Origin of the sequence: [Clostridium] aminophilum (assembly GCF_900101295.1) — a bacterium.
Classification (GTDB): Bacteria; Bacillota; Clostridia; order Lachnospirales; family Lachnospiraceae; genus Clostridium_R; species Clostridium_R aminophilum_A.
Map to the genome: position 1 here is coordinate 1 of NZ_FOIL01000058.1, position 15,116 is coordinate 15,116.

12 protein-coding genes are annotated in these 15,116 nt (G+C 48.4%); 7 read left to right on the plus strand and 5 right to left on the minus strand.

Annotated elements, in window-relative coordinates:
- Positions 1-439: 439 nt before the first annotated feature.
- Positions 440-2,932: a methyl-accepting chemotaxis protein gene (locus BMW41_RS12080; RefSeq protein ID WP_074650307.1), complete on the minus strand. Its 2,493-nt coding sequence runs from the start codon at positions 2,930-2,932 to the stop codon at positions 440-442.
- Positions 2,933-3,266: 334 nt separating this feature from the next.
- On the opposite strand from BMW41_RS12080, the gene flgB reads away from it, so the two are divergent.
- From flgB to BMW41_RS12120, 7 genes are all read left to right on the plus strand, one after another.
- Positions 3,267-3,662: a flagellar basal body rod protein FlgB gene (gene flgB, locus BMW41_RS12085; protein WP_031471634.1), complete on the plus strand. Its 396-nt coding sequence runs from the start codon at positions 3,267-3,269 to the stop codon at positions 3,660-3,662.
- Positions 3,663-3,793: 131 nt separating this feature from the next.
- Positions 3,794-5,929 carry a chemotaxis protein CheA gene (locus BMW41_RS12090; RefSeq protein ID WP_074650308.1) on the plus strand — a complete coding sequence of 712 codons (2,136 nt, stop codon included), beginning with the start codon at positions 3,794-3,796 and terminating at the stop codon, positions 5,927-5,929.
- A 14-nt stretch (positions 5,930-5,943) separates the two neighbouring features.
- Entirely contained in the window at positions 5,944-6,438 is a 495-nt protein-coding gene (locus tag BMW41_RS12095) for a chemotaxis protein CheW (protein WP_074650309.1), read from the plus strand.
- A 12-nt stretch (positions 6,439-6,450) separates the two neighbouring features.
- Positions 6,451-7,263 (plus strand): CheR family methyltransferase, encoded by an 813-nt coding sequence (locus BMW41_RS12100; RefSeq protein ID WP_074650310.1) that lies wholly within the window; start codon positions 6,451-6,453, stop codon positions 7,261-7,263.
- A 195-nt stretch (positions 7,264-7,458) separates the two neighbouring features.
- Positions 7,459-8,538 (plus strand): protein-glutamate methylesterase/protein-glutamine glutaminase, encoded by a 1,080-nt coding sequence (locus tag BMW41_RS12105; RefSeq protein ID WP_031471630.1) that lies wholly within the window; start codon positions 7,459-7,461, stop codon positions 8,536-8,538.
- Positions 8,539-8,874: 336 nt separating this feature from the next.
- Positions 8,875-9,798 carry a C39 family peptidase gene (locus tag BMW41_RS12115; protein WP_074650311.1) on the plus strand — a complete coding sequence of 308 codons (924 nt, stop codon included), beginning with the start codon at positions 8,875-8,877 and terminating at the stop codon, positions 9,796-9,798.
- A 229-nt stretch (positions 9,799-10,027) separates the two neighbouring features.
- Complete coding sequence (locus tag BMW41_RS12120) at positions 10,028-11,521, plus strand: glycosyltransferase (RefSeq protein WP_074650312.1); 1,494 nt, start codon at positions 10,028-10,030, stop codon at positions 11,519-11,521.
- Positions 11,522-11,544: 23 nt separating this feature from the next.
- Here the strand turns inward: BMW41_RS12120 and BMW41_RS12125 are convergent, their stop codons facing one another.
- The 4 genes from BMW41_RS12125 to BMW41_RS12140 form a co-directional block, all read right to left on the minus strand.
- Positions 11,545-13,422 (minus strand): AAA family ATPase, encoded by a 1,878-nt coding sequence (locus BMW41_RS12125; RefSeq protein ID WP_330386998.1) that lies wholly within the window; start codon positions 13,420-13,422, stop codon positions 11,545-11,547.
- Between the two features lie 197 nt (positions 13,423-13,619).
- Positions 13,620-13,985 (minus strand): toxin-antitoxin system HicB family antitoxin, encoded by a 366-nt coding sequence (locus BMW41_RS12130; RefSeq protein ID WP_031471613.1) that lies wholly within the window; start codon positions 13,983-13,985, stop codon positions 13,620-13,622.
- Entirely contained in the window at positions 13,972-14,223 is a 252-nt protein-coding gene (locus BMW41_RS12135) for a type II toxin-antitoxin system HicA family toxin (protein ID WP_074650313.1), read from the minus strand. The genes BMW41_RS12130 and BMW41_RS12135 overlap by 14 nt, the downstream gene beginning before the upstream one ends.
- A gap of 607 nt (positions 14,224-14,830) precedes the next feature.
- On the minus strand, positions 14,831-15,116 hold a 286-nt coding region (locus BMW41_RS12140), incomplete at its 5' end, for a zinc ribbon domain-containing protein (RefSeq protein WP_143050873.1).

Here is a 15,116-nt window from a genome sequence, read left to right on the forward strand (position 1 = left end):
AGGTACCACACATTTCTTCCTCTCCATCCATCTGCCTCATTTATCATGCATGATTCCGTGTAGTTATTGGGCTTCGACTTGTATAGCAGCCTTACCCTCATGCATAACCTCATATGAGATTTCTGTTCGTCAGACCAGAGATTTGCCCGTGGGTTAGTATGTTCCCCACATCCAGCTTCCTTCAGATTCCGTCTCGCGACGGACGCCCTTGCTTTCGGCTATATCCTTCCCACTACCGGGCGGATTCGGGACTTTAACCCGTTAGAAACGTGCGCCGCTAGGCGCACTATGAAAAGAACCCCCGTCGGACTCTGACAAAGTCCGCCGGAGGTTCTGTATGCCTGCCTCAGCACATAAAGAGACAGCCGCTGTGCTTTAGGGTAGCACATAAATCGCGGCTGTCTTCTGGGGATGTTTATGTAAAACGAATTCGCTTTACTTAATACTTATCGGCTCCATTTGTCTGGGTATAAGATTCATCCCATAAATTTTTGCCGTCAAGCTCATGAAAATCAAGATTATCGTAATCGATATCATCAACCGGAGCCGGAGTCATAACCGGAGCCGGCTTCGGAGTGCTTGCCGGTTTGGAAACGCTGCTGGTCTTCGGTGCGCCGGATGAAGCGGTAAAACTCGGCTTCGGTGCGCTTGTGCTGCTCTTGAAACTGTCTGTCTTCGGTGCTGACTCAGCCTGCTTTGGTGCCGGATTCATATCGATTGTCTTCGGTGCCGGACTCATATCGATTGTCTTCGCCGCCGGTTTCTTGGAGAAACTTCCGGTTCCTGTCTTCAGCGTAAATCTGGCAACCAGTCCGTTCATGATATTCGCCTGACTGGAAAGCTCCTCGGATGCCGCTGCACTCTCTTCCGCGGTCGCAGAGTTAGTCTGCACAACAGAGGAGATCTGGTCGATACCGAGAGATACCTGGGATACACCCTTTGCCTGCTCATTCGATGCCTCGGAAATTTCCTCGACAAGCGATGTGATCTGACGGGAGCTCTCCGCAACAGAATCCAGCGACTCCGCTGTTTCTCTGGTGATCTCGCCGCCGCGGTGAACGGATTCTACCGTCTGCTCAATGAGGACCGCAGTATTCTGTGCAGCCTCCTGAGACTTCTTCGCAAGGTTTCCAACCTCATCTGCAACAACGGCAAAGCCCTTGCCCGCAGATCCTGCGCGTGCAGCTTCGATCGCCGCATTCAGGGAAAGGATATTGGTCTGGAACGCAATGTCATCGATGGTCTTGATAATCTTGCCGATCTCTTCCGACTTCTGAATAATGTCGGCCATCGCATCGCTCATCTCGCCCATCTTCGCGTTGCTGATCTCCATGGAACTGCCCGCTCTCTTGCTGAGTTCCATCGCATTCTTTGCCTTTTCGGCAGTCTCGCTGACCTTCGTGGAGATCTCGTTCATGGTCGCGGAAAGTTCCTCGACAGAGGACGCCTGCTCGGTTGCACCCTGTGCAAGAGCCTGTGCTCCGTCGGATACCTGCTCTGCTCCGTTGTTAACCTGTCCGGATGCAGACTTAATCTCTACCATGGTCTGGTTCAGATCATCGGTAATCGTGTTGAGGGCATCCAGAAGCGGAGCAAACTCACCGATATAAGTTCCGTTGTCATTCAGATCCAGCGCAAAATTGCCCTTTGCAACTTCGTTCAGCTTCTCATTCAGATCCGTTACAATACCGCGGATTCTGGTCACAACATTGCGCAGTGCGCTGATCGCTTTTCCGATCTCATCGTCACGGTCATAATTGATATCAAGGTTAAATATTCCCTTGGATACCTTCTCAGCCACATCGCTGATGGTGTTCAGCGGTTTCAGAGCCAAAGAAATAAACCGGTATGCCAGCACAATCAGGAGAATTACGATCACTGCCGATACGCACAGGATAATGGTGCGCAGACGGTTCATGGTCGCATTGTACTCCGACAGCGGAAGTGCGGTCTGAACCCAAAAGGTAATGTTACCCATGTCAATCGGAGCGTAATATCTCATAACCGTTCCGGAACTGGAAGAGGTTGTGACATTAAATCTCTTTCCGGTCTTCATTCCCTCGGATATCTTCGCAAAAGCATCCTCCGACACGGTATCCTTGAAGTCTTTACCGATAACGTTGGTATGTGTGGAGAAAAGAATGTTCATGTCCTCATTGATGACATTCGCATACATGGACGGATAGTTCTCATTCTCCGCTTCCAGCTTATCAAATACATTGGCGTCAATATCCATCATGACAATACCGGCGAACTTGCCGCTTGCATCATTAAACGGATAAAAAATTGTGAACATCTTTACGCCGTTGGAATCTTCGTAAATCTTTGTGGTTCCGAAGTTTCCGGTCTTCTGCGGAGTGGTATAATAATCTTTCTGGCTGTACTCGCTGTAGTCCAGATTCTGGACTGTTTTGTTGGCGTAATCATTGCGGTCCACATACAGGGCATATTTGGAAGAGCCTGCGGAAAACGCGTTCGGTTCAAAGAATACACCCATACCGTAAATGTAATTTTCGTCCGATGCGGAAATAACAGAATTCATGGTATTGATCATGATTTTTTCCGCTTCATAACGCCCTTCGGAAATCGGATCTCCGGTCACGCGGCTGGTAAATAAGTGTCCGCCTTCTTCCGTCTGGTCAACATCCGGGGTCTCATACATCTCCTTCAGCGCATTCTTCATCTGCTGCCGGATACTGTTCGTCACATCGATCACTGAACGGATGCGTACACCGTTTCCTTCCGAAATGCTGTACATTTCAGACTCGGTAATCTTTCCGATTGCGTTGGATGCAACCGTCGTTACGATCACTGTCATAACAATCAGGCAGACAAGAATGGTACCGCCGATTACCGCGGAGAGCCTTGCCCCGATTCCCATATTACGGAAACTGCCTTTCTGCTTTAAACTGCTGTGCTTCATTTTTTTCATATGATACACTCCTTAATAGTATGATCAAGTTTCCACACTTATTCATCGGCAATGCAACTGAGAATATAAGACGCTTTATGATTTCTTTTTTTCTGAAAACAGCCTCCCTTTTTCTCCTTCTTTTGCTACATTTTCCCCTATGAATTAACACACTTGCCTTTTACTTTCTTTCAAATTTTAATATATTATATTATAATAAATATGATTATGGACGATAATCATATTGATCGCATGGATTGGATTCTGCAATGCAGCTTTCTCCCTGCGGCTGAGGTCATTTTCAGATATGGAAACCGGCACTCGAAACTTATATAAAAAGGAAAGGATCGGTCATATGGTCAATTTATTCGGATTGTATGGAAACGGCGTTGCCCTCTCCGAGCGAACGCTGGATTACCTGTGGGGCCGCCAGAACATCACGCTGAACAACATTGCAAATGTCGACACGCCCGGCTACAAATCGCGCTACATGACCTTTGAAGACACACTGGCAAAAAGCATTCGCGCAGCTCAGACCGCCAAAGGCGAACAGGCTGTAGCCCAGGCTATTTCCTCCAACCGTCCGTCGATCCACATCACAAACGCCGAGTCGACAAGACTGGACGGCAACAATGTGGACATGGATCAGGAACAGGTGGATCTGGTCAAAACGGCTTATGAATATCAGTACATGGTTCAGTCCATCAACAACGATCTGAACCGTCTCCGCGCCTCGGTCAAAGGCTTCTGATAGCAGGGTATAATTGCTCATTTTCATTATAGAGAAGAGCCATTTTTCAGATTGCTCTTATTTTTTTAATTGTACCGACGAAATGTATACTGTTGATTCGACAATTTGATACTAAAAGGTGGTAGAAATACATGACTAGTGAAATGGAAGGTATGCTGGACACGTATCTATTCGAGACAAACGGTCTTCTTGACCGACTTGATGAGATGCTTGTTGCAGACGAAAAGGTTGCCGACTTCTCCACAGATGACGTAAATGAGATTTTCCGTATCATGCATACGATCAAAGGATCCAGTGCCATGATGGAATTCAACACGGTCTCTGTCATCGCTCATCGCATCGAAGATCTCTTCTTCTTTATCCGTGATAAGGGTATTGACTATCTGAATCCGGATCAGAAGAAAGCTCTGTTCGATCTGATGTTCCGTTCCGAAGACTATCTTCGCGGAGAAGTTGCAAAGGTAGAGAACGGAGAAGAACTCACCACAGATATCGCAGAATTCCAGAAGCATATCGATGACTTCCTGGCACGCCTGAAAGCAGATGAAGTGGCTGCAGAAGGCGGCGAGGCAGCTCCTGCTGCCGAGGGAGGCAGTGCTCCGGCTGCTGCCGCTGCTGGTCAGAAGCTGCCGAATGATCCGACCGCACAGGTATTTATCCATATCTGGCTCGAGGACGGAATCGGCATGGAAAACCTCCGTGCATTCATGATCGTAAATGCTCTGAAAGAGAACGATATGGGCTTCCGCTATTATCCGGAAGACATGGATGCCAATCCGGATGCTTCCAAGATGATCATCGAAGATGGTTTCTTCCTTGCATTCGATTCTCTCGATACCGCAAGTGCCGCTGAGGAGGTTCTTTCCACTCAGGGCCATATCAAGAATTTTGAAGTAATCGATGCCCCGAAGGCAGAGGAAAAACCGGAAAATGAAGTCGCTGCTGCTCCGGAAGCTCCGAAACCGGAAGCTCCGAAGGCGGAGGCTCCGAAACCGGCTGCCCCGGCTCCGAAGCCGGCTGCAAAAGCAGAGGATAAACCGGCTGCCGCTGCAAAATCCAACGGTCCGGTTAAGCAGTCCCTGATTTCCGTAAACCTTCAGAAGCTCGATGCGCTGAACGATCTCGTCGGCGAGATTGTTATCACCGAGTCCATGGTTACATCCTCTCCTGCTCTCCAGCTGCTTCCGTCGGAATCTCTGGACAGCTTTATGAAGTCCGCACGCCAGCTGCGCAAGCTGACGGACGATCTTCAGGATATCTCCATGTCCCTTCGAATGGTCTCCATCTCCGGTGTATTCCAGAAGATGAACCGTATCGTCCGCGATATGAAGTCCAAGCTGAACAAGGACGTAAGACTGACCATCATCGGTGAAGACACCGAAGTAGATAAGACCATCATCGACTCCATTCAGGACCCGATCATGCATATCGTCCGCAACTCCATGGACCATGGTATTGAAGAGACGGCCCAGGAGCGTATCGCTGCCGGCAAGGATCCGCAGGGTGAACTGGTACTCTCCGCTTCCCATACTTCTTCCGAGGTCGTTATCTCCGTAAAGGATGACGGATACGGAATGGATCCGGAGAAACTTCTCGATAAAGCAGAGGAGAAGGGCATTCTCACCAAGCCGCGTGAGCAGTATTCCAAGAGGGAGGCTCTCGGCCTGATCATGATGGCCGGTTTCTCCACCAACAAGGAAGTTACCGAATATTCCGGCCGTGGCGTCGGCATGGACGTTGTAAAGAAGAACGTCGAGTCTGTCGGCGGTGCCATCAGTCTGGAGTCCGAAAAGGGACGCGGAACCACCATTACACTGAAGATTCCGCTGACTCTGGCGATCGTGGACGGAATGAAGGTTTCTGTGGGCAATACCACATTTACCATTCCGATCGCAAATATCCGCCAGTCGTTCAAGATCACGGAAGACGACATCATCCACGATGACAACGGAAACGAGATGGTTGAACGCCTCGGCGAATTCTACCCGATTATCCGCCTGAACGACTTCTACAACATTCAGAGCCGTCATACCGATATGAAGGACGGAATCCTGATCTGGGTTGAAGCCGCTGACCGCTCCTGCTGCCTGTATGCAGACGAGCTGATCGGCGAACAGCAGGTAGTAGTAAAACCGCTTCCGCAGTATCTTGCAAATTATGACCTGAAGAGTAGCGGAATCAACGGCTGTACCATCCTTGGCGACGGTACAATCAGTATCATCCTGGACATCATTGGAATTTACAATGCTGCCCTTGGAAATTCCTGAAAGGAGAACCTGACATGACTGAAGAGATCAATACACAGGAAGAGTTCGTGAATGAGGAAGACGAGATCGCCAAAGAGGAAACCGGCAATTTCGTCCGCTGCCTCACCTTCGAGTCTTCTGACCTGATCCTGTTCATCAGCACCGAGCACGTCATTGAGATCATCAATGATCACTCGATCACCGAGCTTCCGCTGGTTCCGGACTATGTCAAGGGAATCATCAACCTGCGCGGTCAGATCCTCCCGATCGTCGATATCCGTCTCCTGATGGGCTCCGATGCAATTGAATATACTTCCAAGACCTGTATCATCGTGCTGAATATTCAGGACACCGCTATTGGTATCGTCGTTGACACCGTGCGTCAGGTCGTAGACATCAACATGGACAATGTTCATCCGATTCCGGTGAAGAACCAGAGAAAGCTCCTCAACGGAATGATCAACATGGATGACGGCACAGTATGCATGTCATTCGACTGCGATTCACTGATCGCAAGCAGAATGATGTAATGAGGATAATAAATGCAGGGTTTTACGGATGAGGATTTTCAGCGTTTGCACACATACATTCGCAAATGCTTCGGAATCGATCTGCACAACAAAAAGCAGCTGATCGTAAGCCGTCTCTCCAATACAGTGACGGCAGAAGGTTTCAATGGTTTCCATGAATATGTCGAGGAAATTCTTCGTGGGCAGAACAAGGAGCTGATCTCCGGAATGCTCAATAAGCTCACGACCAACTACACTTATTTTCTCCGCGAAAAAGAGCATTTCGATTTTCTCCAGAATATTATTCTCCCGGAGCTTGAAAAACGTCATCAGGGAGATAAATGTCTCTCAATCTGGAGCGCGGGCTGCTCTTCCGGAGAAGAACCTTATACAATTTCAATGTATTTGAAGGAGTATTTTGCGAGAAAGCAGGGCAACTGGGATCTTCGCATTCTTGCGACCGATATCTCCCAGAACATTCTGAATTCCGCCATGAATCCGGTTTACGGCATGGACAGTATCTCCAAACTTCCGCCGGCATGGCAGAGCAAGTATTTCGTCAAGAAGCCGGATGGCAACTTAACCATCAGTCCGGACATCCGCAATAATGTGATCTTCCGGCCGTTTAATCTTCTTGATACACCGCATTGGAAGAGACCGTTCGACCTCATCTTCTGCCGCAACGTCATGATCTATTTCGATCAGCCGACAAAAGATGCTCTGGTGAACCGTTTCTATCAGGTTACCGTACCGGGCGGATGGTTCTTCATCGGTCACTCGGAGGGACTGACAAAGCAGACCTGTCCGTATGCGTACATCGAACCTGCCATTTATCAGAAGAAATAATCATTTGCCGGCCGATAACTTCGGCCGGCTTTTGTCAAGATAACGAATCAAGGTAACAAAACAACATGGTACAGGCAGGCCTGACTGCCTGACTCCTGTAGGACATAAGTTTGAAAAAACCATTCAAACTTCGATTGACGACTCAGATACGAACTCAGATTATACTGACTCGTGCCTGAGCCTGGAGGGCAAACTATGGATCTTAACAAAAAAATCAGGGTATTTGTCGTCGATGACTCAATGGTATTCCGAAACTTTCTCATCAAATCCATTGGGCAGAGTCCGCGTTTTGAGGTGATCGGCCATGCCATCAATGCCTTCGACGCAGAGCGCCAGATTCCCCAGCTGAAACCGGATGTTGTTACGCTCGATATCGAAATGCCGGGAATGACCGGTCCCGATTTCCTGAGAAAATTTCTTCCGAAATATCCGGTTCCGGTGATTCTCGTCTCCTCTCTCAATCTCCGCGTGTTCGATGCACTCGAAGTCGGAGCGGTCGACTTTGTCCGCAAACCGGATGTCAAAGACGAGATCACATCCAAACAGTTTGTGAGTACCCTCCTTCCGAAGCTCCTGATCGCTTCGAATTCCCGCGTCCGCATGCCGCGCGGCACGGTCTCTTCCGCTCCGGCAACCACCATGGAAGCCAGACAGCTGCAGACACCAACACCGCGGACCATGGAGCATTTTGCCGGCGAAAACAAGATTGTCGCGATCGGCGCCTCCACCGGCGGCACGGAAGCGATTCTGGACGTCGTCCGCAATTTCCCGGCCAATATGCCGGGCGTTGTAATTACACAGCATATGCCGGCCGGATTTACCGCCATGTATGCGGAGCGTCTGAACAAAATCCTGAAAATGGAAGTCCGGGAAGCCAAAAACGGTGACAAAGTACGTCAGGGACTGATGCTGATCGCGCCCGGCGGTTACCAGATGCGTCTGGTAAAACGCGGAACCGAGTATTTCGTCTCCTGCACCATCGAGGAAAAGGTGAACGGTCACGCGCCGTCCGTCGACGTGCTCTTTAACTCCGTCGCACAGAACGCCCGTGATCAGGCAATCGGCGTGATTCTCACGGGAATGGGCTCCGACGGAGCGGCCGGCCTTCTTCGTATGCGCAAGAACGGTGCTTTTACCATCGGCCAGGACAAAGAGACCTGTGTTGTCTACGGAATGCCGATGGAAGCATACAAGATCGGCGCTGTCTGTCAGCAGGCTCCTCTCCTGACCATCCCGTCCATCATCTACCGTCAGCTTGGTCTTCTGACAAAATGATGCCGCAATAATATCACCACATTGGATACCGCTGCAATTGAAATCACAGCAATTGATACCACAGTAATTGATACGCGGTTATGATGAAAAAGGAGCTTTTGCAGTCATAAATGACAATCTATAGGGTCAGATGACTGCAGAGCTCTTTTCTTTTATGATTTTAAGCCGATAATGTACATGAAAAGCAAAAAAACTGCTATACTTTCCCTATCCTTACCAACGGAGGTGTCCGTCTGTTCACGGCGGCCGCCGTTTATCGGGATGCCGTTTTTCCTCATCCCGTGTTGACGTTTTCTGATATATATGCTTTGATTCGTTTTTGAAAGGATGTAACCCATGAATGAAGCCGCTATCGCCGCAATGATCAAGTCCGGTATCGCAGTCACCTCGGCTGCGCTGACGGTCAGCTCTTATGCTGTCTTTCGAACACCGGAAATGCCGTCTGTCGGCGAACTGACCCAGTCAGCTGCGGATTACACTGCAGGAAAAGCATCCGAAGCAAAACGTTTTGTTGAAGAATGGAATGAAATTCATGCCGAGCTGATCGACGCCGAGGAAGCTGCACGGCTTGCCGAGCAGCAGCTCGCCGACTATCTTGCAAATCATCCGACCAAGAATGAAGACGGAAGTCCTCTGATCTATGAGGAAGGCCCGGACGGCCAGCTTCATCCGATCAATCTTCCGAATACACTTCATTACATCGATAATGACTATAATCTGATTCTGGATACCGCCATGGGTCCGATGCTCTACTTCAACCAGGGCGACAGCCACTGGACCGGATATATGATCGGCGGCCGTGACCGTCTCGGTCGATATGGTTGCGGACCGACGGTTGTCTCCATGATCGTCAACAGCTTCAACTCCATGGATAACGGGGTTTCCCCGGTTACCATCGCCGAGTGGGCGCTCGTCAACAACCAGTATGCCATGGGCGGCGGCTCCTACCACAGTCTGATTCCGAACGCCCTGACTGCATACGGAATGCAGGTTGCACCGGTCACCGAGAGAACGCCGGAACGCGTTCATGCCGCTCTCGATCAGGGCCATCTCCTGGTTGCCCTCATGGGAAAGGGAGACCTGACGAACAACGGCCACTTTATCATCATTGCCCAGCATAATCCGGACGGCTCTGTCATGATCGCTGACTCGAACCGCTTCGACAACTGCACCAAAGCCTGGGATCTGAACTCTCTTCTCTCGCAGATGAAAGGCCCGGATAAGGACGGCGGACCGTTGTGGGAAGTATGGAAACAGTAAGCACGGAAACAGTAAGCACAGAATAATATGTGCGGAATAGTAAGTGCGAAAACAAAAGTGCCGAATACTCAGTACGGAAATCGAACCGGAAATCGAATATATTATGGTTAAAGCCTGCTCCTTCAGGGGCAGGCTTTTCGCAGAAAAATCCGCCCAATCTTTCGCAGAACGAACTGCAGAATCTTCCACAAAGCAAACCGCAGAAAGACCAGCGGAAAGGGGAACCAATATGAAAATTGCTCTCTCTCTTATCGTGAAAAATGAACAGCGCAGCCTCCTCCGGTGTCTCCTCGCAGCCGCACCGCTGGTGGATCTGATCGTCATCGCCGATACCGGCTCCACCGACCGGACCAAAGAGATCATTGAAGAATTTCGCCGTCATTCCGATGACAACGACGCACCTCTTCCCGAAAGCCACTCTAAAAGCTTTTCCGAAACTCACGGTCCAAACCGTCCGCCGGTTCAGGTCTATGATTTTCCATGGTGCAATGACTTTTCTGCGGCGCGAAACTTCACCCTCGAGCGCGCGGAGGAACTCGGCGCCGACATCCATTTCGTCCTCGATGCCGATGAATACGTCCTCTCCGGCTCCTACGATTCGCTCCATGAATTTGCCGTGCGCATGACTTCAAAATACGATAACGACTGGGCCGCAATGTTTATTCGAAATGACTGGTATCCGGATACTCAGGCTTCTCCGGATACATCCTCTTCCAACCAGTCTTTACCAAACGCCTCCCTGCATTTGGATGTTTTCCACATTCGGAACATACCAACCGCCAAGGCGAATGACTACGTCTGCTCTCCAGAATCTTCAATCGATATGGATAAAACGGCGCTTAGATGCTCCCGGGAGCTCTGCGAGCGCATTTTCCCGAAAGGCACCCGCTACAGCGGCATCATCCATGAGCAGCCGACAAAGCACTCTATCTGCGTCCAGGCACCGGTGATCGCCGATCACGACGGCTATCTCCATGACGGCCTGGGAAAAGGCGAGAGAAACCTTCAGTATCTCCTTCAGGCTCTTCGCAAGGATCCTGCAGACAATTATCTTCAGTACCAGACCGCCATCACGCTGCGGAATCTGAAGCGGCTGGAGGAAAGTCTGCCATACTTTGAGAAGTTTTTCGCGGCGGTCACGGAACTTTTTGCTAAAGAGACGAAAATGGAATCCGAGGCAGAAGCTTTCAATTCCCCCTGTCAGGACAACAATAGTCAGAGTAATGCCGGTCAGATTACGAACGATTCGACAAACCCAGGAAGCATCAGCGGATCTGAAAAAGGTTCCTCAAAGCCATCGCTCCCGGTCTATGTATACGACGGAATCCTCCGCTATCTCTATACTCTGATGGAGATCGGATCCGAAGCCACCTTAAACCGGGCTGAGGAGATCATCGACCTTACCTCCGATCTCTACGCCTACAGCACGGATTTTTATTTCTTCTGCGGCAATTTTTACACAAAATACATCCTGCAGGATCTGGAGCATCGCGGCTCCCGTCTTCCGATGATCGAGCAGTGTTATCAGGCCTGCCTTGCCATCGGCGAGCAGCCGGACCGCGCCGGCGTTGCCGGGACAGGTTCTTTTCTTGCGGCCTACAACCTCGGCATCTGGTATGAACTGAACCGGCAGAACGAAAAAGCGAGGGAATGCTATTCCCTCGCTGCAAAGTATGGATATGAACCGGCAAAAGAGCGGATGAACGGTCTAAGCCATAAATAGTATGTAGTTCAGATCATCAAAAATCATTCTTTCTCCGTCAGAATCCTCACATTCTTCCCGGAAAAAGCAATTCCGAGTTTCAGGATATCCGAAATGCCCTCTTCCTGCATTTCCGCTTCATATTTTCTTTCACCAATCTGATGTAACGCCTCTTTCGCCAAACGGTCCAATGCCAACTCATCCAGAGACCTGCCGGCTTTTAACTCCATAATGATTCCGGGATACTGTGATGTTCTCGGAATCAGGCTGATATCATATCTCCCGTCGCCGGATTCACGGTTGGATCTCACCTTATACTGATTATCCATCAGTGCAACCAGCCCCAGAATCAGCCCATGATAGAACCCTTCTGCACCAGCGTCATAAAAGCTGGCGCTCTTCTTCATGTATTCTCCGATACCGTCCTGAAGTTTTTGGAAATCCAACGCATAAAGGCTCTCTGCAATCATATTCGCTGTTGCGCGTCCCATTGCACCGATCCGCATCAAATGGGACAGAATCTCATTCTTATATACCACCGCAATCTCTCGATTCGGAATCGATACTTCACAAATCCAGGTTCCGTCTCCCTGAAGTTTTTTCCGAACCTGCTTCAGATATCCCGCCACCAAAAGAAGACTGTAGATATTGGCCGGATCCTCCGCAAGAGACCTATATACCACATTCTGATCAATCCTGGCGACAACATTTTGTCCAAGAAGAAGAGATTCCAATTTCTCAGAAATGTCATCGGTGGAAGTTTTCAGCACGTCCTCTAAGATCTCGTTTTTCCCCGTATTCACCCAATATGCCTGGGGAAGACAGCCTTTCGACAGATAATTGATCACTGACCAGGGATTATAGATCTCCGTATTGCCAAACAAGTATCCGTCATACCAGCATTTTAATTCCTCTTCTTTGTCCGTCACGCCATAATAATCCATCATCTGATGAACTTCCGATTCCGTAAATCCAAAAAAGGAATCGTATTCGTCATCCATGACCGTACTAACCGTCAGGTTGTTCAGCCCACTGAAGATGCTTTCCTGTGCAATTCTCAGAATGCCGGTTAGAAATCCATAGGATAGATTCCGGTTATCCTTAAATCCACCGGAGAAGAAATTCCGCATGAATCCGATGATCTCATCATAAAAATCTTTCGAATAGCCTTCCTGAATCGGTGTATCATATTCATCAATAATAATGATGGGGGCTTTTCCATAATGAACAGAGAGCATAGCGGAAAGCCTTTGAAGTGAAACCGCCAATTCAACTTCATTGACCTTCCCACTCAATATTTTCTCATAGTATTCTTTCTCGTAACTCTCCAGTTTTTCGCTGTTCCGAAGTTCGGAATGTCTTCCGAATTCCTCCTGTAAAAGCTGAGCAATTCTGGCAAATGTTGCATCCCACGAATCAAATTTGACATCCTTAAATGTCAGGAAAATCAACGGGTACTTTCCCTGATGATCCCGGTATTCCTGTCCGCATTTCCAGATCGACTTATCCGCAAAATATCTGCTGGTATCCTCTTGGGAAATCTCAAAGAATACGCGGAGCATATCCATATTCAGCGTTTTGCCAAAACGTCTCGGTCTGGTAAACAGCGATACATAATTCTTCCGATCCAGAATCTCGCGGATAAACAGTGTCTTATCCACATAGTAGTATTCGGACTGGGCGCGGATATAATCCGATATTCCGACCGGAAGCGGCTTTTTGGGGATCTCTCCCGTATTCTTTCTGTACCTTCCACTGACGATCCGACCATCTGCCGGCCTATCTGTCCCATCCGGAATCATCCATTCTTTTCCTGCTTTTTCTGCACCCGGAATCTTACCGCTTTTGCAGAGAGCATTCACGGTCCGGACCGAAATCCCCCACTCTTTCGCTTTTTCTTTACAGGTCATCATTTGGATCATCACCTCGCAATATCGTTCAGGAATTATCTTTTCGTTCGTTATCGCGCATTGCCTATTCCTCGTTCAAGCACGGGCCTTGGCTCGTTTCTTACATAAATTATACCGTGCATTTCGCAATATATCAAATAACAATTGATATATTGCGAAATGCACGGTATATTATGCGAAATCAAAGAGTGAACAACTCACCGACAATACTATTCGACCTTTTCCAACGCATCATTTCGGGACAAAAGATATACACAATACTGGTTCATACTGACGCCTTCCGCCTTTGACCGCTCGGCCAGTCTGCGATGAAGGCTCCGCGGAATTCGAAGTTTGAACTGTCCGGAATAACTATTCTGCAACATCGGTTCCGCTATCTCCATTCCGCTTTCCATTGCCGCATAAAACCACTCTCTTTTGGCGTCTTCCGCATTTGAAACAGCTTTTTCCATCGAATCACCAACAGTAATACATCCTGGAAGATCCGGATAACAAGCAACATATCCCCCCTCATCCGGGTCCGGAACGATCTCCAAACGATAGGGAAGATTCATGTAATACTCAATCGTTTTCATGTGAAGATTCCTCCTCTACAACAGCTCGTACCATTTCAACATATATTTTCTTAATCGGTTCATGTTTCGGAATTGTAATCGGATTCTTTCCCATCTTACGAAAGGTATAATGGCTGCTTCCGCTCTTAGGAGCGTTCATCTCATATCCATAGCTTTCCAACACCTTTCTGAGTTCATCAAACCGAAGATCTTTGGAAAGAGTAAGAATCTTGTTTAACAGTTTATCCCATTTTGACATTATTGCATAATCCCCTTAGCCTCATTATACTTGGTTCCATATATGGTGTCAATTCAGAATGGGGCACTGATATATTTTGTTATGAAATTGAATTTGCGAAACTTATTATACGTTATCTATCGCGGCCTATAACCTCGGACTCTGGTATGAGCTGAATCATCAGACAAAAAAAGCGAGGGAGTGTTATTCCCTCGCTGCAGAATATGGATATGCTCCGGCAAAAGAGCGGTTAAATGGAGCGGATCAGGGTGCCTGAAAGGCATCCTTTTCTGTTCGAATCCGCACATACTTCCCGGAAAAAGCGATTTTGCCGATTCGGGATCGCTCTTTCACCAATACCGGTAAAATGCATCCCATGACCAAATCTCTCCAACGTGATCTTTTTCCGTCTAAAGCCCACTCTCTTATCAATCTCTGAACCCAGCTTTCCGGTTCAAACAGGTAAGTTTATTCGTGAACTACTCCGACTCAATGCTCGCATTTGAAGTCGGAGTTTCCTGCTTCAACCACTACTGCATTGGCTACGATGATACGCAACTCAATGTCTTACACAATGTCCACAGGCGTATAAGTTAGGGCTATTCCATCCCTACTGTATATCTAATTTTCAGGCTACTGCAAAAGATTCGTTTAGTATGCGTAATCCCTCACGTAAGATATTGATAGCAGCGTTCTGGTCACGGCTTATTACAAGACCGCAATCACATTTCATTGTACGAATTGTGAGATTTTTCATCTCAGGATGTATCTTTCCACAACAATGACATATCTGTGATGATGGAAACCACTTATCTACTTTTACAAGATATTTGTTTCTCTCTGATAACTTATATTCAAGCATCGACAGAAACATACCGTATCCGTTATCAAGAGTAGCTTTGCCGTTACCAAAA

What these genes read in the sequence shown, in the direction of transcription:
- BMW41_RS12135 (WP_074650313.1), bottom strand. Translation starts at nt 14,223, where the DNA reads ATGTCAAAATGGGATAAACTGTTAAACAAGATTCTTACTCTTTCCAAA.
- BMW41_RS12080 (WP_074650307.1), bottom strand. Translation starts at nt 2,932, where the DNA reads ATGAAAAAAATGAAGCACAGCAGTTTAAAGCAGAAAGGCAGTTTCCGT.
- BMW41_RS12120 (WP_074650312.1), top strand. Translation starts at nt 10,028, where the DNA reads ATGAAAATTGCTCTCTCTCTTATCGTGAAAAATGAACAGCGCAGCCTC.
- BMW41_RS12090 (WP_074650308.1), top strand. Translation starts at nt 3,794, where the DNA reads ATGACTAGTGAAATGGAAGGTATGCTGGACACGTATCTATTCGAGACA.
- flgB (WP_031471634.1), top strand. Translation starts at nt 3,267, where the DNA reads ATGGTCAATTTATTCGGATTGTATGGAAACGGCGTTGCCCTCTCCGAG.
- BMW41_RS12115 (WP_074650311.1), top strand. Translation starts at nt 8,875, where the DNA reads ATGAATGAAGCCGCTATCGCCGCAATGATCAAGTCCGGTATCGCAGTC.
- BMW41_RS12105 (WP_031471630.1), top strand. Translation starts at nt 7,459, where the DNA reads ATGGATCTTAACAAAAAAATCAGGGTATTTGTCGTCGATGACTCAATG.
- BMW41_RS12095 (WP_074650309.1), top strand. Translation starts at nt 5,944, where the DNA reads ATGACTGAAGAGATCAATACACAGGAAGAGTTCGTGAATGAGGAAGAC.
- BMW41_RS12130 (WP_031471613.1), bottom strand. Translation starts at nt 13,985, where the DNA reads ATGAAAACGATTGAGTATTACATGAATCTTCCCTATCGTTTGGAGATC.
- BMW41_RS12100 (WP_074650310.1), top strand. Translation starts at nt 6,451, where the DNA reads ATGCAGGGTTTTACGGATGAGGATTTTCAGCGTTTGCACACATACATT.
- BMW41_RS12125 (WP_330386998.1), bottom strand. Translation starts at nt 13,422, where the DNA reads ATGATCCAAATGATGACCTGTAAAGAAAAAGCGAAAGAGTGGGGGATT.